Source organism: Pseudomonas boreofloridensis (assembly GCF_030580795.1).
Taxonomy (GTDB): Bacteria; Pseudomonadota; Gammaproteobacteria; order Pseudomonadales; family Pseudomonadaceae; genus Aquipseudomonas; species Aquipseudomonas boreofloridensis.
The window spans coordinates 55,467-77,719 of sequence record NZ_JAUQOQ010000009.1; the positions used below are offsets into that span (position 1 = coordinate 55,467).

Below are 22,253 nucleotides of genomic sequence, written 5' to 3' on the forward strand. Positions count from 1 at the left end.
AAGGGCTTGTTCAATGTCTGCATCCCTCGCATTCGTCTTTCCTGGCCAAGGTTCCCAGTCACTGGGCATGCTCGCTGAGCTCGGTGCCGAGCAGCCGCTGATCATCGAGACCTTCAAGGAAGCTTCCGAGGCTCTGGGCTATGACCTGTGGAAATTGGTCCAGGAAGGTCCCGAGGAACAACTCAATCAAACCGACAAGACGCAGCCAGCTATCCTAACGGCCTCCATCGCGCTATGGCGCCTGTGGCTGGAGCAGGGCGGCGCGCGTCCGGCATACGTTTGCGGTCACAGCCTGGGTGAGTACAGCGCCCTGGTCGCCGCGGGTAGCTTGTCGCTCAAGGACGGCGTACGTCTGGTCGAGCGCCGCGGCCAACTGATGCAGGAAGCGGTGCCGGCCGGTCATGGCGCCATGGCTGCCATCCTGGGGCTGGACGACGCCGTGGTGGTGGATGTCTGTGCGCAGGCGGCCGAAGATGACGTGGTCAGTGCGGTCAATTTCAACTCGCCTGGCCAAGTGGTCATCGCTGGCAACAAGGCTGCAGTCGAGCGTGCCATCGAGCTGTGCAAGGCCAAGGGCGCCAAGCGTGCATTGCCTCTGCCGGTCAGCGTGCCGTCGCACTGCGCCTTGATGAAGCCAGCCGCCGAGCGCTTCGCCGAGGCGGTCAGTGCCGTCGAGTGGCAGGCTCCGCAAATCCCGGTGGTGCAGAACGTCTCTGCCGCCGTACCTGCCGATCTGGACGCCCTCAAGCGTGACCTGCTGGCACAGTTGTACCAACCAGTACGTTGGGTCGAGTGCGTGCAGACCCTGGCAGCCAACGGCGCGGTCAATTTGGTGGAATGCGGTCCTGGCAAGGTACTGGCCGGCCTGAACAAGCGGTGCGCCGAGGGCGTCACCACTTACAACCTCAATACCCCTGACGCCATCGCCGCCGCCCGCGCGGCGCTGGTCTGACATCTGGAGAAGCTTGCATGAGCCTGCAAGGTAAAGTTGCACTGGTTACAGGTGCCAGCCGTGGCATTGGCCAGGCTATCGCCCTCGAGCTGGGTCGCCAAGGCGCGACCGTGATCGGCACCGCCACTTCCGCCTCTGGCGCTCAGCGCATCGCTGAGACACTCAAGGAACACGGTATCACCGGTACCGGCCTTGAGCTCAATGTCACCAACGAGGCATCCGTGACTGGCGTCCTGACCTCTATCCAGGAGCAGTTCGGCGCGCCGACGATTCTGGTCAACAACGCCGGGATCACGCGTGACAATCTGATGTTGCGGATGAAAGATGAAGAATGGTTCGATGTCATCGACACCAACCTCAACAGCCTTTACCGTCTGTCCAAGGGCGTGCTGCGCGGCATGACCAAGGCCCGCTGGGGTCGTATCATCAGCATCGGCTCGGTGGTCGGTGCGATGGGTAACGCAGGTCAGGCCAACTATGCCGCCGCCAAGGCAGGTCTGGAAGGCTTCAGTCGTGCCTTGGCGCGTGAAGTGGGATCGCGCGGTATCACGGTGAACTCGGTGACGCCGGGTTTCATCGATACCGACATGACCCGCGAGCTGCCAGAAGCACAACGCGAAGCGCTGCAGACGCAAATTCCGCTGGGTCGCCTGGGTCAGGCCGAGGAAATTGCCAAGGTGGTTTCCTTCCTGGCATCTGATGGCGCGGCCTATGTCACCGGCGCTACAGTGCCGGTGAACGGCGGGATGTACATGTAACAGCCGCAACTCAATGTGACGGATTGCTTAAAAAAACAGTCATACTGCGTGCCTAAAATCCGTTATAAAGCTGCAACCAGATTCCAGGCGGCAGGCCAGGCGACTCTCGTGAAGGCGCGTTACGCTTGAAAAGCAGGCGTCTTCCTATAAACTTGGGCACCGGCCAGCTGCCTGACATATATCCACTAGGAGTGAAAACTAGGTATGAGCACCATCGAAGAACGCGTCAAGAAAATCGTCGCCGAGCAACTGGGCGTGAAGGAAGAAGAAGTGACCAACAACAAGTCCTTCGTCGATGACCTGGGTGCCGATTCGCTTGACACCGTTGAGCTGGTGATGGCTCTGGAAGAGGAATTCGAGACCGAAATCCCTGACGAAGAAGCCGAGAAGATCACTACCGTTCAAGCCGCCATCGACTACGTCAACAACCACAAGGCCTAAGACGTTGTAGTCGACGCTTCTTGTCGGGAAAAACCGCACTGCCTTCGGCGTGCGGTTTTTTCTTTGCGAGCCCTGCTGTCGATACTCGAGCAACCGAGAGCCTGTTGCCATTTCATTCCGGATGGATGAATGCAATGGCAAGAGACTCTGTTATTAGAAAAGGAGAGTGCTGTGTCGCGTAGACGCGTCGTGGTCACCGGTATGGGTATGCTGTCGCCACTGGGTACTGACGTACCGAGCACCTGGCAGGGCATTCTGGCTGGCCGCAGTGGCATCGGTCCGATCGAACACACGGACCTGAGTGCCTACTCCACCCGTTTTGGCGGCTCGGTGAAGGGGTTCGAGGTCGAGCAGTACCTGTCGGCCAAGGAAGCTCGCAAGCTTGACCTGTTCATTCAGTACGGCCTGGCGGCCGGTTTCCAGGCGGTGCGCAACGCCGGCCTGGAGGTCACTGACGCCAATCGCGAGCGTATCGGCGTGGCCATGGGTTCGGGCATCGGTGGCCTGACCAATATCGAAGACACCAGCCGGACCTTGCACGAGCAGGGGCCGCGGAGGATCTCACCGTTCTTCGTGCCAGGCTCGATCATCAACATGATCTCCGGTTTCCTGTCGATCCACTTGGGGCTGCAAGGTCCGAACTACGCCATCTCCACCGCCTGCACCACGGGCACCCACTGCATCGGCATGGCCGCGCGCAACATTGCCTATGGCGAGGCGGACGTGATGATTGCCGGCGGTGCCGAGATGGCTGCCTGCGGTCTGGGCATGGGCGGTTTCGGTGCTTCGCGTGCACTGTCGACCCGAAATGACGAGCCGGCCCGCGCCAGTCGTCCCTGGGACAAGGGGCGTGATGGTTTCGTACTCTCCGACGGTGCAGGCGCACTGGTGCTCGAGGAGCTTGAGCACGCCAAGGCGCGCGGGGCGACCATCTACGCGGAATTGGTTGGCTTTGGCATGAGTGGTGACGCCTATCACATGACCTCGCCACCGGACACCGGAGAAGGGGCTGCACGGTGCATGATCAACGCCTTGCGCGATGCGGGTGTAGCGCCATCGCAGGTCAGCTACATCAATGCCCACGGTACCTCGACCCCTGCTGGCGACATCGCTGAAGTCGCTGCTATCAAGCACGTGTTCGGCGAGCATGCCTATAAGCTGGCGGTCAGCTCGACCAAGTCGATGACCGGTCACTTGCTCGGCGCCGCGGGTGCCGTCGAGGCGATCTTCAGTGTGCTGGCGATCAACAGTCAGATGGCGCCTCCGACCATCAACCTGGATGAGCCGGACGAAGGCTGCGATCTGGACTTCGTGCCGCATCAGGCGCGTAGCATGCCGATCGACGTGGTGCTGTCCAACTCCTTCGGTTTCGGCGGGACCAACGGTTCCCTGGTATTCCGTCGGCTCGCCGACTGATGCACAGCTGGATCGACGGCCAGCCTGGCTCTGCGGTCAACCTGCAGAATCGCGGCCTGGCTTACGGCGATGGTCTGTTCGAGACCATCGCCGTTCGCGGCGGCAGGCCTAGCCTGCTGCAGCGTCACCTGGATCGGCTGGCGATGGGGTGTCGGCGCCTGGCGATCGATCTCGATGTGCCGCTCGCTCGCGACGAATTGCTGGCTTACGCGGCGCAACTGGGTGAGGGTGTCGTCAAACTGATGGTCACTCGCGGTGATAGCCCACGCGGCTATGCGCCCGCGCCCGGAGCCCCGGCCCGACGAATCCTGCAGAACAGCCCGCTCCCGGCCTATCCGGCAGCGCATGCCGAGCAAGGCATCTCGCTGTTCGACTGTCAAACGCGCTTGGCTCGGCAACCCCTGCTGGCCGGGCTGAAACACCTCAACCGCCTGGAGCAGGTGCTGGCGCGTGCCGAGTGGCAGGATCCTGCCTACGCCGAAGGCTTGATGCGCGATGCCCAAGGTCTGTTGATCGAAGGTGTCTACAGCAACCTGTTCCTGGTGCGCGATGGCGTGTTGACCACGCCTGAACTGAGTCACTGCGGGGTAGCCGGGGTCATGCGCGGCGCACTCTTGGATCAGGCTCGTGCGCTTGGCATCGAGGCATGCACCGCCGAGCTTGCACAAGCCGATCTGCAGCAGGCCGATGAAGTGTTCACCTGCAACAGCGTCTACGGTATCTGGCCAGTGCGCAGCGTTCCGGCGCTCAAGCTTGACTGGCCGGCCGGGCCGCTCACCCGTAAACTGCAGGCCGTCGCCCGTACGTTACTGGATACCTGATTCGTGAGACGTAAATTCCTGCTGCTGCTGGAGATGGGCCTGGTACTCGCTGGTCTGGCGCTGGGCTGGTCGGCCTGGAAGGTTCATTCGGCCTTGCAGCAACCGCTGCACATCGCTGAGGAGCGACTGATCGACGTGCCCACCGGCACCAACCCCAACCGTATGTTCTATCGCATGCAGAGCGAGGGCTTGATCGACGATGCGCTGTGGCTGCGCCTGTACTGGCGCTTCAATATGGCTGGCACCGCTCTGCACACTGGCGAATACCGCCTGACACCGGGGATGACGGTGGAAGGCCTGATCGACGCCTGGCGCCGTGGCGACGTGGTGCAGTACAACCTGACGCTCGTCGAGGGCTGGACTTTCCGGCAGTTGCGTGCCGCGCTGGCCAAGCATGACAAGATCAAGCATACCCTCGAGGGCTTGTCTGACAGCGAAGTGATGGAGAAGCTCGGTCACGAGGGCGTTTTTCCCGAAGGTCGATTCTTTCCCGATACCTATCGCTTCGTGCGCGGGATGAGCGATGTCGAGCTGTTGCAGCAGGCCTATCTGCGCCTGGATGAGGTGCTGGCCAAGGAATGGGCGCAACGCGCCGGTGATCTGCCCTACAGCGACCCGTATCAAGCCCTGATCATGGCCTCTCTGGTGGAGAAGGAAACCGGCATTGCCCAGGAGCGTGGGCAGATCGCTGGCGTATTCGTGCGTCGGCTGCGCCTGAACATGATGCTGCAGACCGATCCGACAGTGATTTACGGAATGGGTGAACGCTATAACGGCAAGATCACCCGTGCCGACCTGCGTGCGCCAACGCCCTACAACACCTACACCAATACCGGACTGCCACCGACGCCGATCGCCATGGTCGGACGCGAGGCGATTCATGCTGCGTTGAATCCATCTGCGGGCACCAGCCTGTACTTCGTTGCCCGTGGCGATGGCAGTCATGTGTTCTCCGACGATCTGAACGATCACAACTCCGCAGTCCGTGAGTATCAGCTCAAGCGCCGGGCCGACTACCGCTCCAGCCCCGCGCCGCGTGCGCCGGCCGGAGCGTCGCCGCAGGCCCAGGACGCCGAGCTTCCTGCCAGCAGCCCGTCACCCTCGAGCGAGGTGCCGGACAGTGCTCCGGGCGAAACCTCCGAATCCTCCGTGTCGGGCGATGCGCCGGCAACCCACTAAGCACATCAAGGAATGCCTGTGAGCGGTCTGTTCATCACCTTGGAAGGCCCCGAAGGCGCGGGCAAAAGCACCAATCGCGAGTATCTGGCGCAGCGCCTGCGCGAGCACGGCATAGATGTCGTGATGACTCGCGAACCCGGCGGCACGCCGCTGGCCGAACGCATTCGCGAGTTGCTGCTGGACCCTAGCGATGAAACGATGGCGGTCGATACCGAGCTGTTGCTGATGTTCGCCGCCCGCGCTCAGCATCTGGCCATGGTCATTCGTCCTGCTCTGGCGCGTGGTGCTGTGGTGCTGTGCGATCGTTTCACCGATGCCACTTACGCATACCAGGGCGGCGGTCGCGGTCTGCCCATCGAGCGCATCGCCACGCTGGAACACTTCGTTCAGGGCCAGTTGCGTCCCGACCTGACGCTGGTCTTCGACCTGCCCGTAGAGATCGGCCTTGCCCGCGCAGCGGCTCGTGGGCGTCTGGATCGCTTCGAGCAGGAAGGCCAAGCGTTCTTCGAGGCGGTGCGTCAGGCCTACCTGCAACGCGCTGCTGCGGCCCCCCAACGCTACCATCTACTGAATGCGGCGCAGCCACTGGCTGCGGTGCAGCAAGCCATCGACACGTTGCTGCCCGACATCCTGGAGCGCAGCCGTGGCTGAGGCGTTTCCCTGGCAGCAGGCGCTCTGGCAGCAGGTGGCCGGGCGTCGGCAGCATGCCCATGCCTACCTGTTCCATGGACCACAGGGTATCGGCAAGCGCGCCTTGGCCGAGGGGCTGATGGCGCTGCTGCTATGCCAGAAACCGCACGCTTCGCAAGCGTGCGGCCAGTGTAAATCCTGCCTGCTGCTCAAGGCTGGCAGCCATCCCGACAACTTTGTGCTCGAGCCGGAAGAGGCCGACAAGCCGATCAAGGTCGATCAGGTGCGTGATCTGGTCGCGTTCGTGGTTCAGACCGCCCAGCAAGGCGGACGCAAGGTGGTGCTGATCGAGCCGGTCGAGGCGATGAACGTCAATGCCTCGAATGCATTGCTCAAGAGCCTGGAAGAGCCCTCGGGCGACACGGTGCTGCTGCTGGTAAGCCATCAGCCCAGTCGCCTGCTGCCGACCATCAAGAGTCGCTGTCAGCAGATTGCGTGCCCGCAACCTACGCCTGCGCAGAGCCAGGACTGGTTGGCTGCGGCATTGCCCGACGTCGATCAGGGCGAACGTGATGAGTTGCTGAGCCTGGCTGCCGGCTCGCCATTGATGGCGCTCAGCTTGCAAGCTCAGGGTGTGCGTGAGCAACGCGCATTGGTCACCGAGGGCATCAAGAAACTGCTCAAGCAACAGCAATCACCTACGCAATTGGCCGAAGCCTGGAATTCAGTGCCGCTGCTGTTGCTGTTCGACTGGTTCTGCGACTGGTCGCACCTGATACTGCGCTATCAACTGACCCAGGACGAGGATGGGTTGGGCTTGGCCGACATGCGCAAAGTGCTGCAGTACCTCGCGCAGAAAAGTCGTCAGAGTCGCGTGCTGGAGATGCAGGCCTGGATTCTGGAGCAGCGTCAGAAAGTCATAGGCAAGGCCAACCTCAACCGTGTGCTGCTGCTCGAAGCGCTGCTTGCCCATTGGCTGCAGTTGCCGGGAGCGCGCTGATTCTTCCACCGCTTTTTTCAGATATGTGCCAATCCCATGCTTGTAGATTCCCATTGCCACCTAGACCGTCTTGACCTGAGCGCCCACGCAGGTTCGCTCGACGCTGCCTTGCAGGCGGCTCGCCAGCGTGGCGTCGGGCATTTTCTATGCATTGGCGTGAGCGCCGAGAATGCTGGGGCAGTCAAAGCCCTGAGCGAGCAGTATGGCGATGTCGACTGCTCGGTTGGCGTGCATCCGCTCGATCTGGCGCCGGGCGAGACGCCGGCGCTCGAATGGCTCCTGCGCGAGCTGGCTCACCCTCATGTGGTCGCAATCGGCGAAACGGGTCTGGATTACCACTACGAGCCCGAAGCTGCGACGCTTCAACAGGCGTCGTTCCGCCTGCATCTGGAAGCGTCGCGACAGACCGGCAAGCCGGTGATCGTGCATACCCGTGCCGCGCGGGCCGACACCCTCGCGTTGCTGCGCGAGGCCAACCTGCCACAGGCCGGCGTGTTGCATTGCTTTACCGAAGACTGGGACATGGCGCGGGCGGCACTGGATCTGGGCTATTACATCTCACTTTCCGGGATCGTCACCTTCCGCAACGCCGATGCCTTGCGCGAGGTGGCGCGCCAAGTTCCGCACGACCGCTTGCTGGTCGAAACCGACTCGCCTTACCTGGCGCCGATTCCTTATCGCGGCAAGCCCAACCTCCCGCAATACGTGCGTGAGGTTGCCGAGTACGTAGCGTCGTTACGCGGGCTGAGCTACACCCAGTTGGCCGATCAGACCACCGCCAACTTCAAACGACTGTTCCCGCTGGCACGCGTCGCCTGATCAAGGTTTGCAGCGAGCGATTGATCGATCGCTGCAAACGGCAAAAAAAACCCGGCTTCTGGGGGAGGAATCCGGGTCAAGACCATTAGGAGTAATACACAGGCACGCGGTCCCTAGGTGCCTTCATCAATGCTTCGCTTGGGGGGAAGCTCAGCATCGACACATCTAGTATTGGTCAGTCCTGGCGCTGTGCCAGCGTCGATTGATGGTTTTTTAAACAGATTTGGCATACGTTCTCGATGCGACATGCCTCGACCGCATGAGTCGAGGGCGGAACTGCCGTTTTCAGTACCCACCGCACGCACACTCATGATGAAACACTCACGTCAGCGGAAGAACCGTGCAATTTGGCAGCACTTAGGCATAATAATCCGCTTCGATTGTCATCCCAGTCCTTCCTATGCAGAAAGAACCTCGTAAGGTCCGTGAGTTTCGCCGTCGCGAACAAGAGATCCTCGACACGGCGCTCAAGCTGTTTCTCGAACAGGGTGAAGACAGCGTCACCGTCGAGATGATTGCCGACGCGGTCGGCATCGGCAAAGGCACGATCTACAAGCACTTCAAATCCAAGGCAGAAATTTATCTGCGCTTGATGCTCGACTACGAGCGCGATCTGAATGCGCTGCTGCATTCGAGCGATGTCGACCGCGACAAGGAAGCCCTGTCGCGCGCCTATTTCGAGTTCCGCATGCGTGATCCCCAGCGCTACCGTTTGTTCGACCGGCTTGAAGAGAAAGTGGTCAAGGGCAATCAGGTGCCGGAGATGGTCGAGCAGTTGCACAGCATCCGTGCCTCGAATTTCGAGCGTCTTACCCAGTTGATCAAGGGACGGATCAGCGAAGGCAAGCTCGAGGACGTTCCGCCGTATTTCCATTACTGTGCAGCCTGGGCGCTGGTGCACGGCGCGGTCGCCCTGTATCACTCGCCGTTCTGGAGCAACGTGCTGGAAGACCAAGAGGGTTTCTTCCAGTTCTTGATGGATATCGGTGTACGCATGGGCAACAAGCGCAAGCGTGATCCGGACCCCGCCACTTGACCACCCTGTTCCCGGCGGGTTGTGATGAATGCATGCACGAGTCGTTCAACCGGGGGCAGTGATCAGCAAACTGGCGTAAAAGCTGCATCACGCGGCTATTCGCCGGTTTTTCGTCACCGGTCACTGGAGGAAAGATGCGTAGCCTGGTCTTGCTGCTGGCGCTGATGGCGTTGGGCGGCTGCATGAAAGTCAGCGACATGGGGGAGGGGGTGCGCTACCAGTTGAGCGATGCGGGTCTGCTCGACCACAGTGACACGACGCGCACCCTGTCGGTCCGTCTGCAGCCTGACTCTTTCATCTTCATTGGCCAAGGCGCATTCGTTCCGCCGGGTAAAGGCCCGGTACCCAGACAGAACGCCGTCGCTGACGAGGCGTTCAAGAGCTTCGTCGAGTACTTCCCGCTGGTACGTCGCGCGAAGGCTCCCCTGGGTCTGGAAGAAGCCATTGCCGAAGCTCGTTCGGTCGGCGCCCATTATGTGCTCTACACCCGGTTCGCCCGTACGGATGATCGCATCGGCAACGGTGACGAATGGTATGACGAGCAGGCTGTAGATCGTCTTGGCTGGGACACTGGCGTCGTGCAAATGATGCTGATCGAAACCAGCACTCGATATCTGATCGACACTGCGCGGATCAAGAGTCGCGGCGGTTTGTTGACGTTCCACGACAATACACCCCAGGATTTGCTCGCTGAGCCGATGCGCGAGTACGCTCGCAGTCTTCTTGGGATGAGTCGTTAAGGAGTACGCGATGACGGGTGAGGGCAAGGCCAGTGACATCCTCGGGCAAATTCCCAAGGACAAAGGGCTGCCGCCCGTGCATCTCTGGAACCCTGATTTCTGCGGCGATATCGACATGCGCATCGCCCGTGACGGTACGTGGTATTACTTGGGTACCCCCATCGGGCGCAAGCCCATGGTTCGGCTGTTTTCCACCATCCTGCGGCGTGATGGGGACGATTACTTCCTGGTGACGCCGGTCGAGAAGGTCGGCATTCGTGTCGACGACGCGCCGTTCGTGGCTGTCTCGATGCAGGTCGAGGGTGAAGGCGAGGGTCAGGTATTGCGTTTTATCAGCAATGTCGACGACCAAGCCGAAGCCGGACCAGAACATCCTTTGCGCGTGCACACCTGCGCTGACACGGGCGAGCCAGCGCCTTATCTGCTGATGCGCAGCAACCTGGAGGCACTGATCCACCGCAATGTGTTCTACCAATTGGTGGACCTTGCAGTGCCGCGGATGTTAGAGGGCCAGTCTTGGCTTGGCGTCTGGAGTCACGGTCAGTTCTACCCGTTGGGGCGAGCCGACTGAGTCGGGGCTGCAGAGAGAAAGCGTGCGCCCGAAAACGAAAAACCTCCAGTGCTTGCGCATCTGGAGGTTTTCAATGTGTGGCTCCGCGACCTGGACTCGAACCAGGGACCCAATGATTAACAGTCATTTGCTCTACCGACTGAGCTATCGCGGAATCTGCGCGTATCTTAATGAATGCCAAGGGGAAGTCAACCCGCCCCTTGGCAAATCAAGCGCTTACAGCACCTCGACGATAGCTTTGGTCACCACGTGGATGTTGCTCTGATTCAGCGCTGCCACAGCGATGCGTCCGGTGTCCAGCGCATAAATGCCGAACTCGTTCTTCAGGCGTGCCACTTGCTCGACGGTCAATCCGGAGTAGGAGAACATTCCGACCTGACGGCCGACAAAGCTGAAGTCGCGCTTGGCGCCATATTGGGCCAGCAATTCGACCATCTGCTTGCGCATGCCATGGATGCGTTCGCGCATCTCGCCTAGCTCGGTTTCCCACATCTGCCGCAGTTCGGCGTTGTTGAGTACGGTGGCGACGATGGTAGCGCCATGGGTCGGTGGGTTGGAGTAGGTGGTGCGGATCACACGCTTGACCTGTGACAGCACGCGGGTGCTTTCGTCCTTGGAGCCGGTGACGATCGACAGGGCGCCTACACGCTCGCCGTACAGCGAGAACGATTTGGAGAACGAACTGGAGACGAAGAAGTCCAGACCCGATTCGGCGAAAAGACGCACCGCGAGCGCGTCTTCGGCGATGCCGTCGCCGAAGCCCTGGTAGGCCATGTCGAGGAACGGGATATGGTTTTTGGCTTTGACCACTTCCAGCACGTTCTTCCAGTCGTCGAGCGACAGGTCGACACCCGTTGGGTTATGGCAGCAGGCGTGCAGGACGATTATCGAGCCCGAGGGCAGGCTGTTCAGGTCTTCGAGCATGCCGACGCGATTGACGTCGTTATTCGCAGCGTCGTAGTAGCGGTAGTTCTGCACAGGAAAACCGGCCGACTCGAACAGGGCGCGGTGGTTTTCCCAGCTCGGATCGCTGATGGCGACGGTGGCGGTGGGCGACAGACGCTTGAGGAAGTCGGCGCCGATCTTCAGGGCGCCGGTACCGCCGACGGCCTGTACGGTAACCACGCGGCCGGCAGCGAGTAACGGGGATTCTGCACCGAACAGCAGCTTCTGCACGGCTTGGTCGTAGCTGGCGATACCGTCGATCGGCAGGTAGCCGCGCGAGGCCCGCTGGGCTGCACGCTGGGTTTCAGCCTCGATCACCGCACGCAGTAGCGGGATGCGACCTTCCTCGTTGCAGTAAACACCAACGCCCAGATTCACCTTGTCGGTGCGTGGGTCGGCATTGAAGGCTTCGTTGAGGCCCAGAATGGGATCGCGGGGTGCCAGCTCGACAGCGGAAAACAGGCTCATTGTTACCTTGGCTCTGAAGTGGAGAGTGATGGGAAATGCACGCTCCAGCCCAGTGCACTGAAGCGGTGCAAACGGGGAGTCAGTATAGAGATACCGCTGGGTGACCGCGACAGTCTGGCGCAGGTTTTTGCCACAGTTGGCGCAAATATTTTTCGACCCTTGGGTCAATTGCCCGGTCCACTGCAATGAGTGTTCACACGTAGGGACGGGCGGATTCGCCCGATGCGCATTTTTGCGTATAGACTACTGGCTAAATTTACAGTTGCCGCGATTTCCACGAGGTCCTTCATGTCCGAGTTCCAGCTCGTCACGCGCTTCCAGCCGGCCGGTGATCAGCCCGAGGCCATTCGTCTGATGGTCGAGGGGCTGGAGGCGGGGCTGTCGCACCAGACGCTGCTCGGCGTCACCGGCTCTGGCAAAACCTTCAGCATCGCCAACGTCATCCAGCAGGTGCAGCGTCCAACCATGGTCCTGGCGCCCAATAAAACGTTGGCAGCCCAGCTGTATGGTGAGTTCAAGGCGTTTTTCCCGAACAACGCGGTCGAATACTTCGTTTCTTATTACGACTACTACCAGCCCGAAGCCTATGTGCCGTCTTCGGACACCTTCATCGAGAAAGATGCGTCGATCAACGACCACATCGAACAGATGCGCCTGTCGGCGACCAAGGCCCTGCTCGAGCGCCGCGACGCGATCATCGTGACCACGGTGTCCTGCATCTATGGTCTGGGCAGCCCGGAAACCTACCTGAAGATGGTGCTGCACATCGACCGCGGCGACAAGCTCGATCAGCGCGCGTTGCTACGCCGGCTGGCTGACCTGCAGTACACCCGCAACGAGATGGATTTTGCCCGTGCGACGTTCCGTGTCCGGGGGGACGTGATCGACATTTTCCCGGCTGAATCGGACCTCGAAGCCATTCGCATCGAGCTGTTCGATGACGAGGTGGAGAACATCGCCGCTTTCGATCCGCTCACCGGCGAGGTCATTCGCAAGCTGCCTCGTTTCACGTTCTATCCCAAGAGCCATTATGTGACCCCTCGGGAAACGTTGCTCGAAGCGGTCGATGGCATCAAGCAGGAGCTCGGCGAGCGCCTGGAGTATCTGAACAAGGCCAACAAGCTGGTGGAGTCACAGCGCCTCGAACAGCGCACTCGCTTCGACCTGGAGATGATTCTCGAACTGGGCTATTGCAACGGTATCGAAAACTACTCCCGCTACCTCTCCGGTCGCCCATCGGGGGCTCCGCCGCCCACGCTTTATGACTATCTGCCGGCCGATGCCCTGTTGGTCATCGACGAATCCCACGTTAGCGTGCCCCAGGTCGGGGCCATGTACAAAGGCGACCGTTCGCGCAAGGAAACCCTGGTGGAGTACGGTTTTCGGCTGCCTTCTGCGCTGGACAACCGACCTATGCGTTTCGACGAGTGGGAGTCGGTCAGCCCGCAGACCATATTCGTTTCTGCGACACCCGGGCCCTACGAAGAGGCGCACGCCGGCCGTGTGGTCGAGCAGGTGGTGCGCCCGACCGGCCTGGTCGACCCCGAGGTCGAGATTCGGCCGGCCTTGACTCAGGTCGATGATCTGTTGTCCGAGATCGGCAAGCGTGTGGCAGCCGGTGAGCGAGTGCTCGCCACGACCTTGACCAAGCGCATGGCCGAAGACCTGAGTGACTATCTGGCCGATCACGGCGTGCGCGTTCGCTATCTGCACTCGGACATCGACACCGTGGAACGCGTTGAAATCATCCGCGATCTGCGTCTTGGAACCTTCGATGTGCTGGTGGGCATCAACCTGCTGCGCGAAGGTCTGGACATGCCCGAGGTATCGCTGGTAGCGATCCTCGACGCCGACAAGGAGGGCTTCCTGCGCTCCGAGCGTTCACTCATCCAGACCATTGGCCGTGCGGCGCGAAACCTGAACGGCAAGGCCATCCTGTACGCCGATCAGATCACCGGATCCATGCAGCGGGCGATCGACGAGACCGAGCGGCGCCGTACAAAGCAGGTGGCCTTCAACGAAGCCAACGGCATCGTGCCCAAGGGTGTGGTCAAAGACATCACTGACATCCTTGAGGGCGCCACGGTACCGGGCGCGCGCAGCAAGAAGCGCAAAGGAATGGCCAAGGCGGCGGAGGAGGCTGCGCGTTACGAGGCCGAACTCAAGACGCCTGGCGAAATCACCAAGCGCATCAAGGTGTTGGAAGAGAAGATGTTCCAGATGGCGCGCGACCTCGAATTCGAAGCCGCCGCACAGTTGCGCGACGAGATTGGACAGCTGCGTGCACGGTTGATCAGCAGTTGAGTCACTGATCGCTCAATCGCTTACCTGGCGTACGGGCCCTGCGCGCGAGCGCGTCCGATCCGATGTTGCAAACGCCTTTGCTGGAGCCCGCAGCCTGCTCCCTGCTAACATTCCGTCTTTGTTTCATCCTTCGTCCGAGACTGTCCATGACCACCGTTCGCACGCGCATCGCGCCATCGCCTACCGGCGACCCCCATGTCGGCACCGCCTACATCGCTCTGTTCAACTACTGCTTCGCCAAGCAGCACGGCGGCGAATTCATTCTGCGTATCGAAGACACCGATCAGTTGCGTTCGACCCGTGAGTCCGAGCAGCAGATCTTCGATGCCCTGCGCTGGCTGGGAATCGAGTGGAACGAAGGTCCGGATGTCGGTGGTCCGCATGGCCCATATCGGCAGAGCGAGCGTGGCGAAATCTACGCGCGCTATGCCAAGGAATTGGTCGATGCCGGTCACGCTTTCTATTGCTTCTGCACGGCGCAAGAGCTGGATCAGATGCGCGCCGAACAGATGGCCCGCGGCGAGACGCCCCGCTATGACGGGCGTGCGCTCAAGCTCAGTGATGAGGAGGTCCAGCGCCGTCTGGCGGCAGGCGAGCCTCATGTGATCCGCATGAAGGTGCCCAGCGAAGGTATCTGCGTGGTGCCGGACATGCTGCGTGGCGATGTCGAGATTCCGTGGGACCGCATGGACATGCAGGTGCTGATGAAGAACGACGGTCTGCCCACCTACTTCCTGGCCAATGTGGTCGATGATCACCTGATGGGGATCACCCACGTCTTGCGCGGTGAGGAATGGCTGCCTTCGGCGCCGAAGCTGATCAAACTCTACGAGTATTTCGGTTGGGAACAGCCCAAGCTGTGTTACATGCCGCTGCTGCGTAATCCAGACAAATCCAAGCTGTCCAAGCGCAAGAATCCGACCTCCGTCACCTTCTACGAGCGCATGGGCTTCATGCCCGAGGCGATGCTCAACTACCTGGGGCGCATGGGTTGGTCGATGCCCGACGAGCGCGAGAAGTTTTCCCTGGCGGAGATGGTCGAGCACTTCGATCTCTCGCGCATCTCGCTGGGTGGGCCGATCTTCGATATCGAGAAGCTGTCCTGGCTCAATGGCCAGTGGCTGCGTGATCTGCCGGTCGAAGACTTCGCTGCGCGTGTGCAACAGTGGGCGTTCAACTCCGACTACATGATGAAAATCGCCCCGCACGTTCAAGGTCGGGTGGAAACGTTCAGTCAGATTGCGCCGTTGGCCGGTTTCTTCTTTGAAGGTGCGCTCAAGCTCGATGCCAAGCTGTTCGAGCACAAGAAGCTGACGCCTGAGCAGGTTCGCCAGGTGATGCAGTTGATCTTGTGGAAACTCGAAAGTTTGCGTCAGTGGGAAAAAGAGCGCATCACTGGCTGTATCCAGGCAGTAGTCGACACGCTTGGCTTGAAGTTGCGTGACGCCATGCCGCTGATGTTCGCTTCGATTTCCGGTCAGGCCAGTTCGGTGTCGGTGCTTGATGCCATGGAGATTCTTGGCCCTGACCTCACGCGCTATCGCTTGCGGCAGGCGCTGGAGTTGCTGGGGGGCGTGTCCAAGAAAGAAAACAAGGAGTGGGAAAAGCTCCTCGCCAGTATCGCCTGATCGTTTGTGAATGGTCATCGCCTGGGCGGCGGCGGTGGAGCAAGCCTTCACTGCCGTGGGCAGCACTTCTTGGGCTGCCAGGGCAGGGCGGTAAGTGATTGTTATCTGTGAAAAAAATTTTGAGTTTTTTCACGAATTCGTTTGACAGCCCTGCAATCCACTCTTAATATGCGCCCCGTCCACAGCGATGAACGAGAACGAAACATTTGGCGCCCAGTCGATGCTTCGGTTCACTGCGACATTGTGGGGCTATAGCTCAGCTGGGAGAGCGCCTGCATGGCATGCAGGAGGTCAGCGGTTCGATCCCGCTTAGCTCCACCACATTCCGCTTCATGTCCAGCAACATGAAGCAAGATCGGGTCTAGTACACGGTCTTGAAGGCAAGAAGGTTCGTCCCCTTCGTCTAGTGGCCTAGGACACCGCCCTTTCACGGCGGTAACAGGGGTTCGAGTCCCCTAGGGGACGCCAGTTTCACACAAGCGATGCTGCAAGGGTCGCTGGGCCGCGAGGCTAGAAATCTGGGGCTATAGCTCAGCTGGGAGAGCGCCTGCATGGCATGCAGGAGGTCAGCGGTTCGATCCCGCTTAGCTCCACCAATTTTGCCGCGGCTCGTGAAAACGGGCCGGCACGAAGGTCAACGTCCCCTTCGTCTAGTGGCCTAGGACACCGCCCTTTCACGGCGGTAACAGGGGTTCGAGTCCCCTAGGGGACGCCACTTCTTCCCGCGTATTGCGGGGTTGAGAGGCTCATTCGGTTGTTGGATGGGCTTTTTGTTTTGTTTCGGGGCTATAGCTCAGCTGGGAGAGCGCCTGCATGGCATGCAGGAGGTCAGCGGTTCGATCCCGCTTAGCTCCACCAAATCTGCCAGGATTCGTGAAAGCGAGTCTGCACGAAGGTTTCACGTCCCCTTCGTCTAGTGGCCTAGGACACCGCCCTTTCACGGCGGTAACAGGGGTTCGAGTCCCCTAGGGGACGCCACTTTTACCCGCGTTTTGCGGGACTTCAAAGGCTCATTCGATTATTGAATGGGCCTTTTGTTTTTCTACTTCTCGGCATTGGTTACACTCTGCCTCTTCACTCATTGGGGAGCAGGCATGAGCTGGGATCTGGCAGCGCCGTTCATCATCGACCTTCGGGTCGGCAGCGAAGACATCGACGGCCTTGGCCATGCCAACAATGCGGTTTACGTGACGTGGCTGGAGCGGTGTGCCTGGCGTCATTCGCAGCGCCTGGGCCTGGACTTGGCCGAATACCGTCGGCTGGACCGGGCCATGGCCGTTGTTCGTCATGAAATCGACTATCTGGCGGCCGGCTATGAGGACGACGAGCTGCAACTAGGCACGTGGATCGTCGAATGGGACCAGCGTCTGCGCATGACTCGTCGTTTCCAGCTCAGGCGTCCAAGCGACGGCGTCACGCTGCTTCGTGCGCAGACCACCTTCGCCTGTATCGAGCTGTCCAGCGGCAGGCCTCGGCGCATGCCTGCCGAGTTCATCGAAGGCTATGGTCCGGCACTGATCGGTGCCTGATCGCCCCGTCTTTTTGCTAGACTCCCGCTTTTTCTCGAGACCCCAACATGCAAATTGCCCTGGCCCCCATGGAGGGTCTGGTCGACAACATCCTGCGCGACGTGCTGACCCGTGTCGGTGGCATCGACTGGTGTGTCACCGAGTTCATCCGCGTCTGCGATCGCCTGCTGCCGCCCTCGTCATTCGACAAGTTGGCGCCTGAGCTGCGCCATGGGGCTCAAACAGCGGCAGGTGTGCCCATGCGTGTGCAGTTGTTGGGCTCGGACCCCGTATGCCTGGCAGAGAATGCCGCGTTGGCTTGCGAGCTGGGTGCGCCGGTTATCGACCTGAACTTTGGTTGTCCGGCCAAGACCGTCAATAAATCCCGCGGTGGCGCCGTGCTGCTCAAGGAGCCTGAACTGCTGCACGCCATTGTCCATGAAGTTCGCCGCGCCGTACCTGCGCATATCCCTGTGACCGCCAAGATGCGTCTGGGCTTCGACAGTCCAGACGGTGCGCTGGAGTGCGGTACGGCGCTGGCCGAAGGCGGGGCAGCGCACCTGGTGGTGCATGCGCGAACCAAGGTCGAAGGTTACAAGCCGCCAGCCCATTGGGAATGGGTGGCGCGGGTGCAGGAAGTGGTTCAGGTACCGGTGTTCGCCAACGGCGAAATCTGGACGGTCGAGGACTGGCGGCGCTGCCGCGAGGTCAGCGGTGCCGAACACATCATGTTGGGGCGTGGTCTGGTGTCTCGGCCCGACTTGGCACTGCAGATCGCAGCAGCACACGAGGGGCGCGACTACCGACCTTTGGCCTGGTGCGAACTGTTGCCGCTGTTGCGCGAATTCTGGCGTCAGGCCCAGGCCAAGCTGTCGCCGCGCTATGCGCCAGGACGGATGAAGCAGTGGCTGGCCATGTTGACTCGCAGCTATCCAGAGGCCGTGGCACTGTTCGCCCAATTGCGCCGTGAAGACGACTGCCAGCGGATCAGTCAGTTGCTGGGCGTTGGAGTACTCACCGGGCAAGGCGTTGAATTGGATGTTGCCTGAAGGGCACACGAATTTTTTGCCGATGTCCCTTGAAACCGTTGTTGAAGACCTTATCTCTTGAGTACGCGATGCCGAAGTCGGGTCGCGAAGTGACTTACTTGCTGAATCTCAGGAGTTAATGACTATGACTACCGCGTTCTCCCTCGCTCCACTGTTCCGCCACTCCGTTGGCTTCGACCGTTTCAATGACTTGTTCGAGTCTGCGGCACGTAACGAGGCTGGTAGCAGCTACCCGCCCTACAACGTTGAAAAGCATGGTGATGACCAGTACCGCATCGTTATTGCCGCCGCCGGCCTGCAGGAGCAGGACCTTGATCTTCAGGTCGAGAAGGGTGTACTGACGGTCTCGGGTGGCAAGCGTGACAAGGCCGCCACCGAGGTGACCTATCTGCATCAAGGTATTGCCCAGCGCGCGTTCAAGCTGTCGTTCCGTCTGGCCGATCACATCGAGGTCAAGGCCGCCGACCTGGCCAACGGGCTGCTGAGCATCGACCTCCTGCGTGTCGTGCCGGAAGAAGCCAAGGCCAAGCGCATCCCAATCAATGGCGATAAGCCAGCGCTCAATTGATACCTTGAAACTGCTCGGTGAGCATCGATCGGGGCCGCTTTGCGGCTCCGATCTTGTTGGCGTTGCGCATCGTTCTACCTGATTTCTCTCGCCAGCCAGTCATGTGCGACCGCTTGTCTCAGCCAATAGACGGCGAAACTCAGCCAGAGCCAGTGGTCGGCTGAACAGATAACCCTGATAGAGATGACAGCCTTGGCGCTGGAGGAACGTCAGTTGTTCGGTCAACTCGACACCTTCGGCGATTACCGTAAGCCCGAGGCTGTGTGCCATGGCGACGATGGCGCGAACGATTTCCGCATCGTTCGAATCGTTGGGTGCATCGCGCACGAAGGTCTGATCGATCTTCAGTGCATCGACGGGCAACCGCTTGAGGTAGGTCAGCGAGGAATAGCCCGTGCCGAAATCGTCCATGGCGAAGGTCACGCCGTGACGCTTGAGCTCGCGCATCTTGCCGATGGTGTCCTCCAGGTTCTGGATCACGATCCCCTCGGTGATTTCCAGCTTGAGCATGTAGCGGGGCAGATGATGCTCGTCCAGGCTGCGCAAAACCCTTTCGACGAAATCATTCTGGCGAAATTGTTTGGGGCTGATGTTCACGCACAGGCTGAACTCACCAGCATCGATCAAGCCCTCATCCAGCAGGCGCGCGCAGGCCTCGCAGGCCTGGTCGAGGATCCAACTGCCCACCTCGAGTATCAGTCCGCTTTCCTCCAGCACCTGTATGAACAGCGCAGGGGATTGCTGCCCCAATTGTGGATGATGCCAGCGCAGCAAGACCTCTACGCCCACGATGCGATTGGCGCGCGCGTCAACCTGGGGCTGGAAGTGCAGCGCCAGTTCGTCACGCGACAGCGCCAAGCGCAGGTCGTTTTCCATGCGCAGCCGTTCGCTGGCGGCTTCCTGCATGGTGGTGTGAAACAGTTGCGTGGTGTTGCGTCCCGAGTCCTTGGCCCGGTACAGGGCGATGTCGGCACGTTTGAGCAGGTCGGCCGGGGTTGAGCCATGATCCGGAATCAGCGCTACGCCAATGCTCGGCGTCACCTGCAGGCGCTGACCATCCAGCGACATCGGTGCGGCCAGCAGCTCGCGCAAGGTGTCGGCCAGTTCGCGCACCTGGGCCTCGACCCGTTCGCGGCTGCCGGCCAGGCCGCTGAGCAGCACCACGAACTCGTCGCCACCCAGCCGCGCCACCGTATCCTCCAGACGTACGCTGGCTTCCAGGCGTGCGGTGATGATCTTGAGCACGGTATCGCCGACCGGGTGGCCGAGTGAATCGTTGATGTGCTTGAAATGATCCAGGTCCAGGAAGAGCAAGGCGCCGCGCAGATCATGGCGTTTGAGCAGGGCGATCTGCTGGCTCAGCCGATCGGTCAGCAGGGCGCGATTGGGCAGGTTGGTCAACGGGTCGTGGTAGGCCAGGTGACGAATCTGCGCCTGGGCATTCTTCAGTTGGCTGACGTCGCGTGCAGTCATCAACAGGCAGTCGGTGTCGTTGAGGCTGATCGGTTCGACCGAGACTTCCACGGTCAAGACCTCGCCCTGCTTGTTATGTCCGAGCATTTCCCGATGGTGCACCCGGCCATGCTCGCCGAGGTCTGCCAACAGCGCCGCGCGCTGCTTTTCGTCGGTCCAGATGCCCAATTCGAAAACGGTCCGGCCGACCACTTCGTGGCTGCTAAAGCCGGTCAGTCGGCAGAAGCCGTCGTTGACCTCCAGGTAACGACCGCTTTGACGTTCGGTGATGGTGATTGCATCGGGGCTTGAATGAAACGCTTTGGCGAACTTTTCCTCGCTGGCCTTCAGGGCGGACTCGGCGCGTTGTTGCTGGGTAATGTCGCGTAGCGTGGTCACGCTGCAAGGTCGGTTGTCGACTGTGATCAGGCGGCTGGAAATCATACAGGTCAGCGGTATGCCGCTCAGGTGGTTGACCACTACGGCAATGTTGCTCAAGCCCTGTTCGCGAATGACCCGCTCGATACGTTGGGCGCGGGCGTAAGGTTCGGCCCACAATCCGATCTGGTCGGGGCTGCGCCCTATCACCTGCGTGGCGGTCCAGCCGAACGTTTGGGTGAAGGCCGGGTTGATTTCGATGAACTGGCCGCTGTCCTGATCCAGAACGCAAATCGGATCGGGGCTTACCTGGAACAGGCTGGCGAATTTTTCCTCCGAGGCGCTCAGGCGCTGCTCGCGTTCGACCTGATCGGTAATGTCCAGCAATGTACCGGCCATGCGCAGCGGAGTGCCCTGATCATCCCGGTACAGCCGTGCTCGGCTTTCGATATAGCGCGAGGCGCCGTTTTCCAATTGCACCCGGTAGGTGATCTGGTAATTGCCCGCCGGCCCTTCGCGCAAACTGCGGTAGGCCTGGCGCATGGCGCTGCGTTCTTCTTCCGGCACACCTTCGAAGAACGCGTCGAACGACTCGTGGAAGGGGGCAGGGTCCAGGCCATGCAACTGCGCGGCGCGCGCTGAGCCATAGAGCATGCCGCTGGGGATGTGCCAGTCCCAGGTGCCCAGTTGTGCGGAGTCCAGCGCCAAGTCCAGGCGCTCTTGGCTGTCCTTGAGGGCTCGCTCGGCGCGCTTGCGCTCAGTGGTGTCGACAAAGGTGCTGACCAGATAAGTAATACCTTCGAGTTCAATGCCCTGGGTGCACAGAATGCCGTCCTGGACCCGGCCGGTCGCGGTGCGGAACTGCACTTCCATGGTCACCGGCTTGCCGCTGTTGCGGGTGGCGTCGAGCATTTGCTGGCCTTGTTCGGCGTGGACCCACATGCCCAGTTCGACACTGCTCTTGCCGATCACCAGCGCGCCGGGCCAGCCGAACATGGCCTCGAAGTGCTGGTTGACCTCGAAGATCATGCCGTCGTGGCGACGGGTCAGCAGGATCGCATTGGGACTGAGGTGGAAAAGGGTGGCAAAGCGCTTTTCCGAGTTGACCAGCGCGGCCTCTCGATCGCGCTGGCGGGTGATTTCGCGAATCACCCCGATCATCTGGCGGCGACCATTGTGATCGTGGGTCAGGCTGCCGTTTATTTCCAGCCAGTGCAGGCTGCCGTCGGGCCAGCGGATGCGATGGCGCATGGCTTGATCCGCCGGTTCGCCATCGACCACCGCCTGGAACAACTGGCGGGTTCGCGCACGGTCTTCTTCGGGGAGCAAATCCAGGTAATCGATACCTTCTGCCAGTGGGTGCTGCGGATCGAAGCCAAATAGCGCCTGGGTGCCGCGCGACCAGCTCACCCGGCCTGTTTCGATATCCCACAGCCACGCGCCGAGGCGCGCACCGTTGAGTGCAGTGAGCAATTGCGGGGCGTTCTGCCACGCCTGCTCCGATTCCAATGGGTCGACTGCAGGAATATGAGGCAGGCGCGGGTAGGTTTTGTCTGGTTTGGGCATGGCTTGCAGACCTTCGGCAGATGA

At 60.7% G+C, this 22,253-nt stretch carries 19 protein-coding genes and 7 tRNA genes; 23 read left to right on the forward strand and 3 right to left on the reverse strand.

Annotated features, from left to right (window positions below; all coding sequences use genetic code 11):
- Window positions 1-13: 13 nt before the first annotated feature.
- The 12 genes from fabD (at window position 14) to Q6A47_RS12935 (ending at window position 10,363) form a co-directional block, all read left to right on the forward strand.
- Complete coding sequence (fabD, locus tag Q6A47_RS12880; protein WP_304484477.1) at window positions 14-952, forward strand: ACP S-malonyltransferase; 939 nt, start codon at window positions 14-16, stop codon at window positions 950-952.
- A gap of 17 nt (window positions 953-969) precedes the next feature.
- Window positions 970-1,710 (forward strand): 3-oxoacyl-ACP reductase FabG, encoded by a 741-nt coding sequence (gene fabG, locus Q6A47_RS12885; RefSeq protein WP_039576305.1) that lies wholly within the window; start codon window positions 970-972, stop codon window positions 1,708-1,710.
- A 204-nt stretch (window positions 1,711-1,914) separates the two neighbouring features.
- Complete coding sequence (gene acpP / locus Q6A47_RS12890; protein ID WP_304484478.1) at window positions 1,915-2,151, forward strand: acyl carrier protein; 237 nt, start codon at window positions 1,915-1,917, stop codon at window positions 2,149-2,151.
- A gap of 171 nt (window positions 2,152-2,322) precedes the next feature.
- On the forward strand, window positions 2,323-3,567 hold the full coding sequence (fabF, locus tag Q6A47_RS12895) for a beta-ketoacyl-ACP synthase II (RefSeq protein ID WP_304484479.1): 1,245 nt from the start codon (window positions 2,323-2,325) through the stop codon (window positions 3,565-3,567).
- Window positions 3,567-4,388, forward strand: a complete 822-nt coding sequence (pabC, locus tag Q6A47_RS12900) for an aminodeoxychorismate lyase (protein WP_304484480.1) — start codon at window positions 3,567-3,569, stop codon at window positions 4,386-4,388. Before fabF ends, pabC begins: the two co-directional genes overlap by 1 nt.
- 3 nt (window positions 4,389-4,391) lie before the next feature.
- Complete coding sequence (mltG, locus tag Q6A47_RS12905) at window positions 4,392-5,567, forward strand: endolytic transglycosylase MltG (protein ID WP_295483514.1); 1,176 nt, start codon at window positions 4,392-4,394, stop codon at window positions 5,565-5,567.
- 18 nt (window positions 5,568-5,585) lie between these two features.
- Window positions 5,586-6,218 carry a dTMP kinase gene (gene tmk, locus Q6A47_RS12910; RefSeq protein WP_029612992.1) on the forward strand — a complete coding sequence of 211 codons (633 nt, stop codon included), beginning with the start codon at window positions 5,586-5,588 and terminating at the stop codon, window positions 6,216-6,218.
- Window positions 6,211-7,197 (forward strand): DNA polymerase III subunit delta', encoded by a 987-nt coding sequence (locus Q6A47_RS12915; RefSeq protein WP_304484481.1) that lies wholly within the window; start codon window positions 6,211-6,213, stop codon window positions 7,195-7,197. The genes tmk and Q6A47_RS12915 overlap by 8 nt, the downstream gene beginning before the upstream one ends.
- Before the next feature lie 36 nt (window positions 7,198-7,233).
- Entirely contained in the window at window positions 7,234-8,016 is a 783-nt protein-coding gene (locus tag Q6A47_RS12920) for a TatD family hydrolase (RefSeq protein ID WP_304484482.1), read from the forward strand.
- 400 nt (window positions 8,017-8,416) lie between these two features.
- Complete coding sequence (locus Q6A47_RS12925) at window positions 8,417-9,052, forward strand: TetR/AcrR family transcriptional regulator (RefSeq protein ID WP_029612997.1); 636 nt, start codon at window positions 8,417-8,419, stop codon at window positions 9,050-9,052.
- 134 nt (window positions 9,053-9,186) lie between these two features.
- Window positions 9,187-9,792, forward strand: coding sequence for a DUF4823 domain-containing protein (locus Q6A47_RS12930; RefSeq protein ID WP_039576316.1), 606 nt, complete (start codon window positions 9,187-9,189; stop codon window positions 9,790-9,792).
- 10 nt (window positions 9,793-9,802) lie between these two features.
- Complete coding sequence (locus tag Q6A47_RS12935; RefSeq protein ID WP_116887826.1) at window positions 9,803-10,363, forward strand: DUF1285 domain-containing protein; 561 nt, start codon at window positions 9,803-9,805, stop codon at window positions 10,361-10,363.
- Between the two features lie 78 nt (window positions 10,364-10,441).
- Here the strand turns inward: Q6A47_RS12935 and Q6A47_RS12940 are convergent.
- Both Q6A47_RS12940 and Q6A47_RS12945 read right to left on the reverse strand, forming a co-directional pair.
- Window positions 10,442-10,517: transfer RNA gene (locus tag Q6A47_RS12940), tRNA-Asn, on the reverse strand.
- A 62-nt stretch (window positions 10,518-10,579) separates the two neighbouring features.
- A complete protein-coding gene (locus Q6A47_RS12945; RefSeq protein WP_039576319.1) occupies window positions 10,580-11,776 on the reverse strand; it encodes an amino acid aminotransferase in 1,197 nt (398 codons plus the stop codon).
- A 288-nt stretch (window positions 11,777-12,064) separates the two neighbouring features.
- Here Q6A47_RS12945 and uvrB point away from each other — a divergent pair, with 288 nt between their 5' ends.
- The 11 genes from uvrB to Q6A47_RS13000 all read left to right on the forward strand — a co-directional run bounded on the left by uvrB (window position 12,065) and on the right by Q6A47_RS13000 (window position 18,833).
- Window positions 12,065-14,080: an excinuclease ABC subunit UvrB gene (gene uvrB, locus Q6A47_RS12950; RefSeq protein WP_304484483.1), complete on the forward strand. Its 2,016-nt coding sequence runs from the start codon at window positions 12,065-12,067 to the stop codon at window positions 14,078-14,080.
- Window positions 14,081-14,226: 146 nt separating this feature from the next.
- A complete protein-coding gene (gltX, locus tag Q6A47_RS12955; RefSeq protein WP_116887829.1) occupies window positions 14,227-15,708 on the forward strand; it encodes a glutamate--tRNA ligase in 1,482 nt (493 codons plus the stop codon).
- Between the two features lie 245 nt (window positions 15,709-15,953).
- Window positions 15,954-16,029 (forward strand) — tRNA-Ala (locus tag Q6A47_RS12960).
- Between the two features lie 71 nt (window positions 16,030-16,100).
- Window positions 16,101-16,176: transfer RNA gene (locus Q6A47_RS12965), tRNA-Glu, on the forward strand.
- A 52-nt stretch (window positions 16,177-16,228) separates the two neighbouring features.
- Window positions 16,229-16,304, forward strand: a tRNA-Ala gene (locus Q6A47_RS12970).
- A gap of 43 nt (window positions 16,305-16,347) precedes the next feature.
- Window positions 16,348-16,423: transfer RNA gene (locus Q6A47_RS12975), tRNA-Glu, on the forward strand.
- A gap of 67 nt (window positions 16,424-16,490) precedes the next feature.
- Window positions 16,491-16,566 (forward strand) — tRNA-Ala (locus Q6A47_RS12980).
- Between the two features lie 44 nt (window positions 16,567-16,610).
- Window positions 16,611-16,686 (forward strand) — tRNA-Glu (locus tag Q6A47_RS12985).
- Window positions 16,687-16,802: 116 nt separating this feature from the next.
- On the forward strand, window positions 16,803-17,237 hold the full coding sequence (locus tag Q6A47_RS12990) for an acyl-CoA thioesterase (RefSeq protein ID WP_304484484.1): 435 nt from the start codon (window positions 16,803-16,805) through the stop codon (window positions 17,235-17,237).
- A gap of 47 nt (window positions 17,238-17,284) precedes the next feature.
- Complete coding sequence (locus tag Q6A47_RS12995) at window positions 17,285-18,265, forward strand: tRNA dihydrouridine synthase (protein WP_304484485.1); 981 nt, start codon at window positions 17,285-17,287, stop codon at window positions 18,263-18,265.
- Window positions 18,266-18,389: 124 nt separating this feature from the next.
- Entirely contained in the window at window positions 18,390-18,833 is a 444-nt protein-coding gene (locus tag Q6A47_RS13000) for an Hsp20 family protein (RefSeq protein WP_029614178.1), read from the forward strand.
- Window positions 18,834-18,932: 99 nt separating this feature from the next.
- Here the strand turns inward: Q6A47_RS13000 and Q6A47_RS13005 are convergent, their stop codons facing one another.
- Window positions 18,933-22,229, reverse strand: a complete 3,297-nt coding sequence (locus Q6A47_RS13005; protein ID WP_304484486.1) for a PAS domain S-box protein — start codon at window positions 22,227-22,229, stop codon at window positions 18,933-18,935.
- Window positions 22,230-22,253 lie beyond the last annotated feature (24 nt).

What these genes read in the sequence shown, in the direction of transcription:
- fabD (WP_304484477.1), top strand. Translation starts at nt 14, where the DNA reads ATGTCTGCATCCCTCGCATTCGTCTTTCCTGGCCAAGGTTCCCAGTCA.
- fabG (WP_039576305.1), top strand. Translation starts at nt 970, where the DNA reads ATGAGCCTGCAAGGTAAAGTTGCACTGGTTACAGGTGCCAGCCGTGGC.
- acpP (WP_304484478.1), top strand. Translation starts at nt 1,915, where the DNA reads ATGAGCACCATCGAAGAACGCGTCAAGAAAATCGTCGCCGAGCAACTG.
- pabC (WP_304484480.1), top strand. Translation starts at nt 3,567, where the DNA reads ATGCACAGCTGGATCGACGGCCAGCCTGGCTCTGCGGTCAACCTGCAG.
- Q6A47_RS12920 (WP_304484482.1), top strand. Translation starts at nt 7,234, where the DNA reads ATGCTTGTAGATTCCCATTGCCACCTAGACCGTCTTGACCTGAGCGCC.
- Q6A47_RS12925 (WP_029612997.1), top strand. Translation starts at nt 8,417, where the DNA reads ATGCAGAAAGAACCTCGTAAGGTCCGTGAGTTTCGCCGTCGCGAACAA.
- Q6A47_RS12930 (WP_039576316.1), top strand. Translation starts at nt 9,187, where the DNA reads ATGCGTAGCCTGGTCTTGCTGCTGGCGCTGATGGCGTTGGGCGGCTGC.
- Q6A47_RS12935 (WP_116887826.1), top strand. Translation starts at nt 9,803, where the DNA reads ATGACGGGTGAGGGCAAGGCCAGTGACATCCTCGGGCAAATTCCCAAG.
- Q6A47_RS12945 (WP_039576319.1), bottom strand. Translation starts at nt 11,776, where the DNA reads ATGAGCCTGTTTTCCGCTGTCGAGCTGGCACCCCGCGATCCCATTCTG.
- uvrB (WP_304484483.1), top strand. Translation starts at nt 12,065, where the DNA reads ATGTCCGAGTTCCAGCTCGTCACGCGCTTCCAGCCGGCCGGTGATCAG.
- gltX (WP_116887829.1), top strand. Translation starts at nt 14,227, where the DNA reads ATGACCACCGTTCGCACGCGCATCGCGCCATCGCCTACCGGCGACCCC.
- Q6A47_RS12990 (WP_304484484.1), top strand. Translation starts at nt 16,803, where the DNA reads ATGAGCTGGGATCTGGCAGCGCCGTTCATCATCGACCTTCGGGTCGGC.
- Q6A47_RS12995 (WP_304484485.1), top strand. Translation starts at nt 17,285, where the DNA reads ATGCAAATTGCCCTGGCCCCCATGGAGGGTCTGGTCGACAACATCCTG.
- Q6A47_RS13000 (WP_029614178.1), top strand. Translation starts at nt 18,390, where the DNA reads ATGACTACCGCGTTCTCCCTCGCTCCACTGTTCCGCCACTCCGTTGGC.
- Q6A47_RS13005 (WP_304484486.1), bottom strand. Translation starts at nt 22,229, where the DNA reads ATGCCCAAACCAGACAAAACCTACCCGCGCCTGCCTCATATTCCTGCA.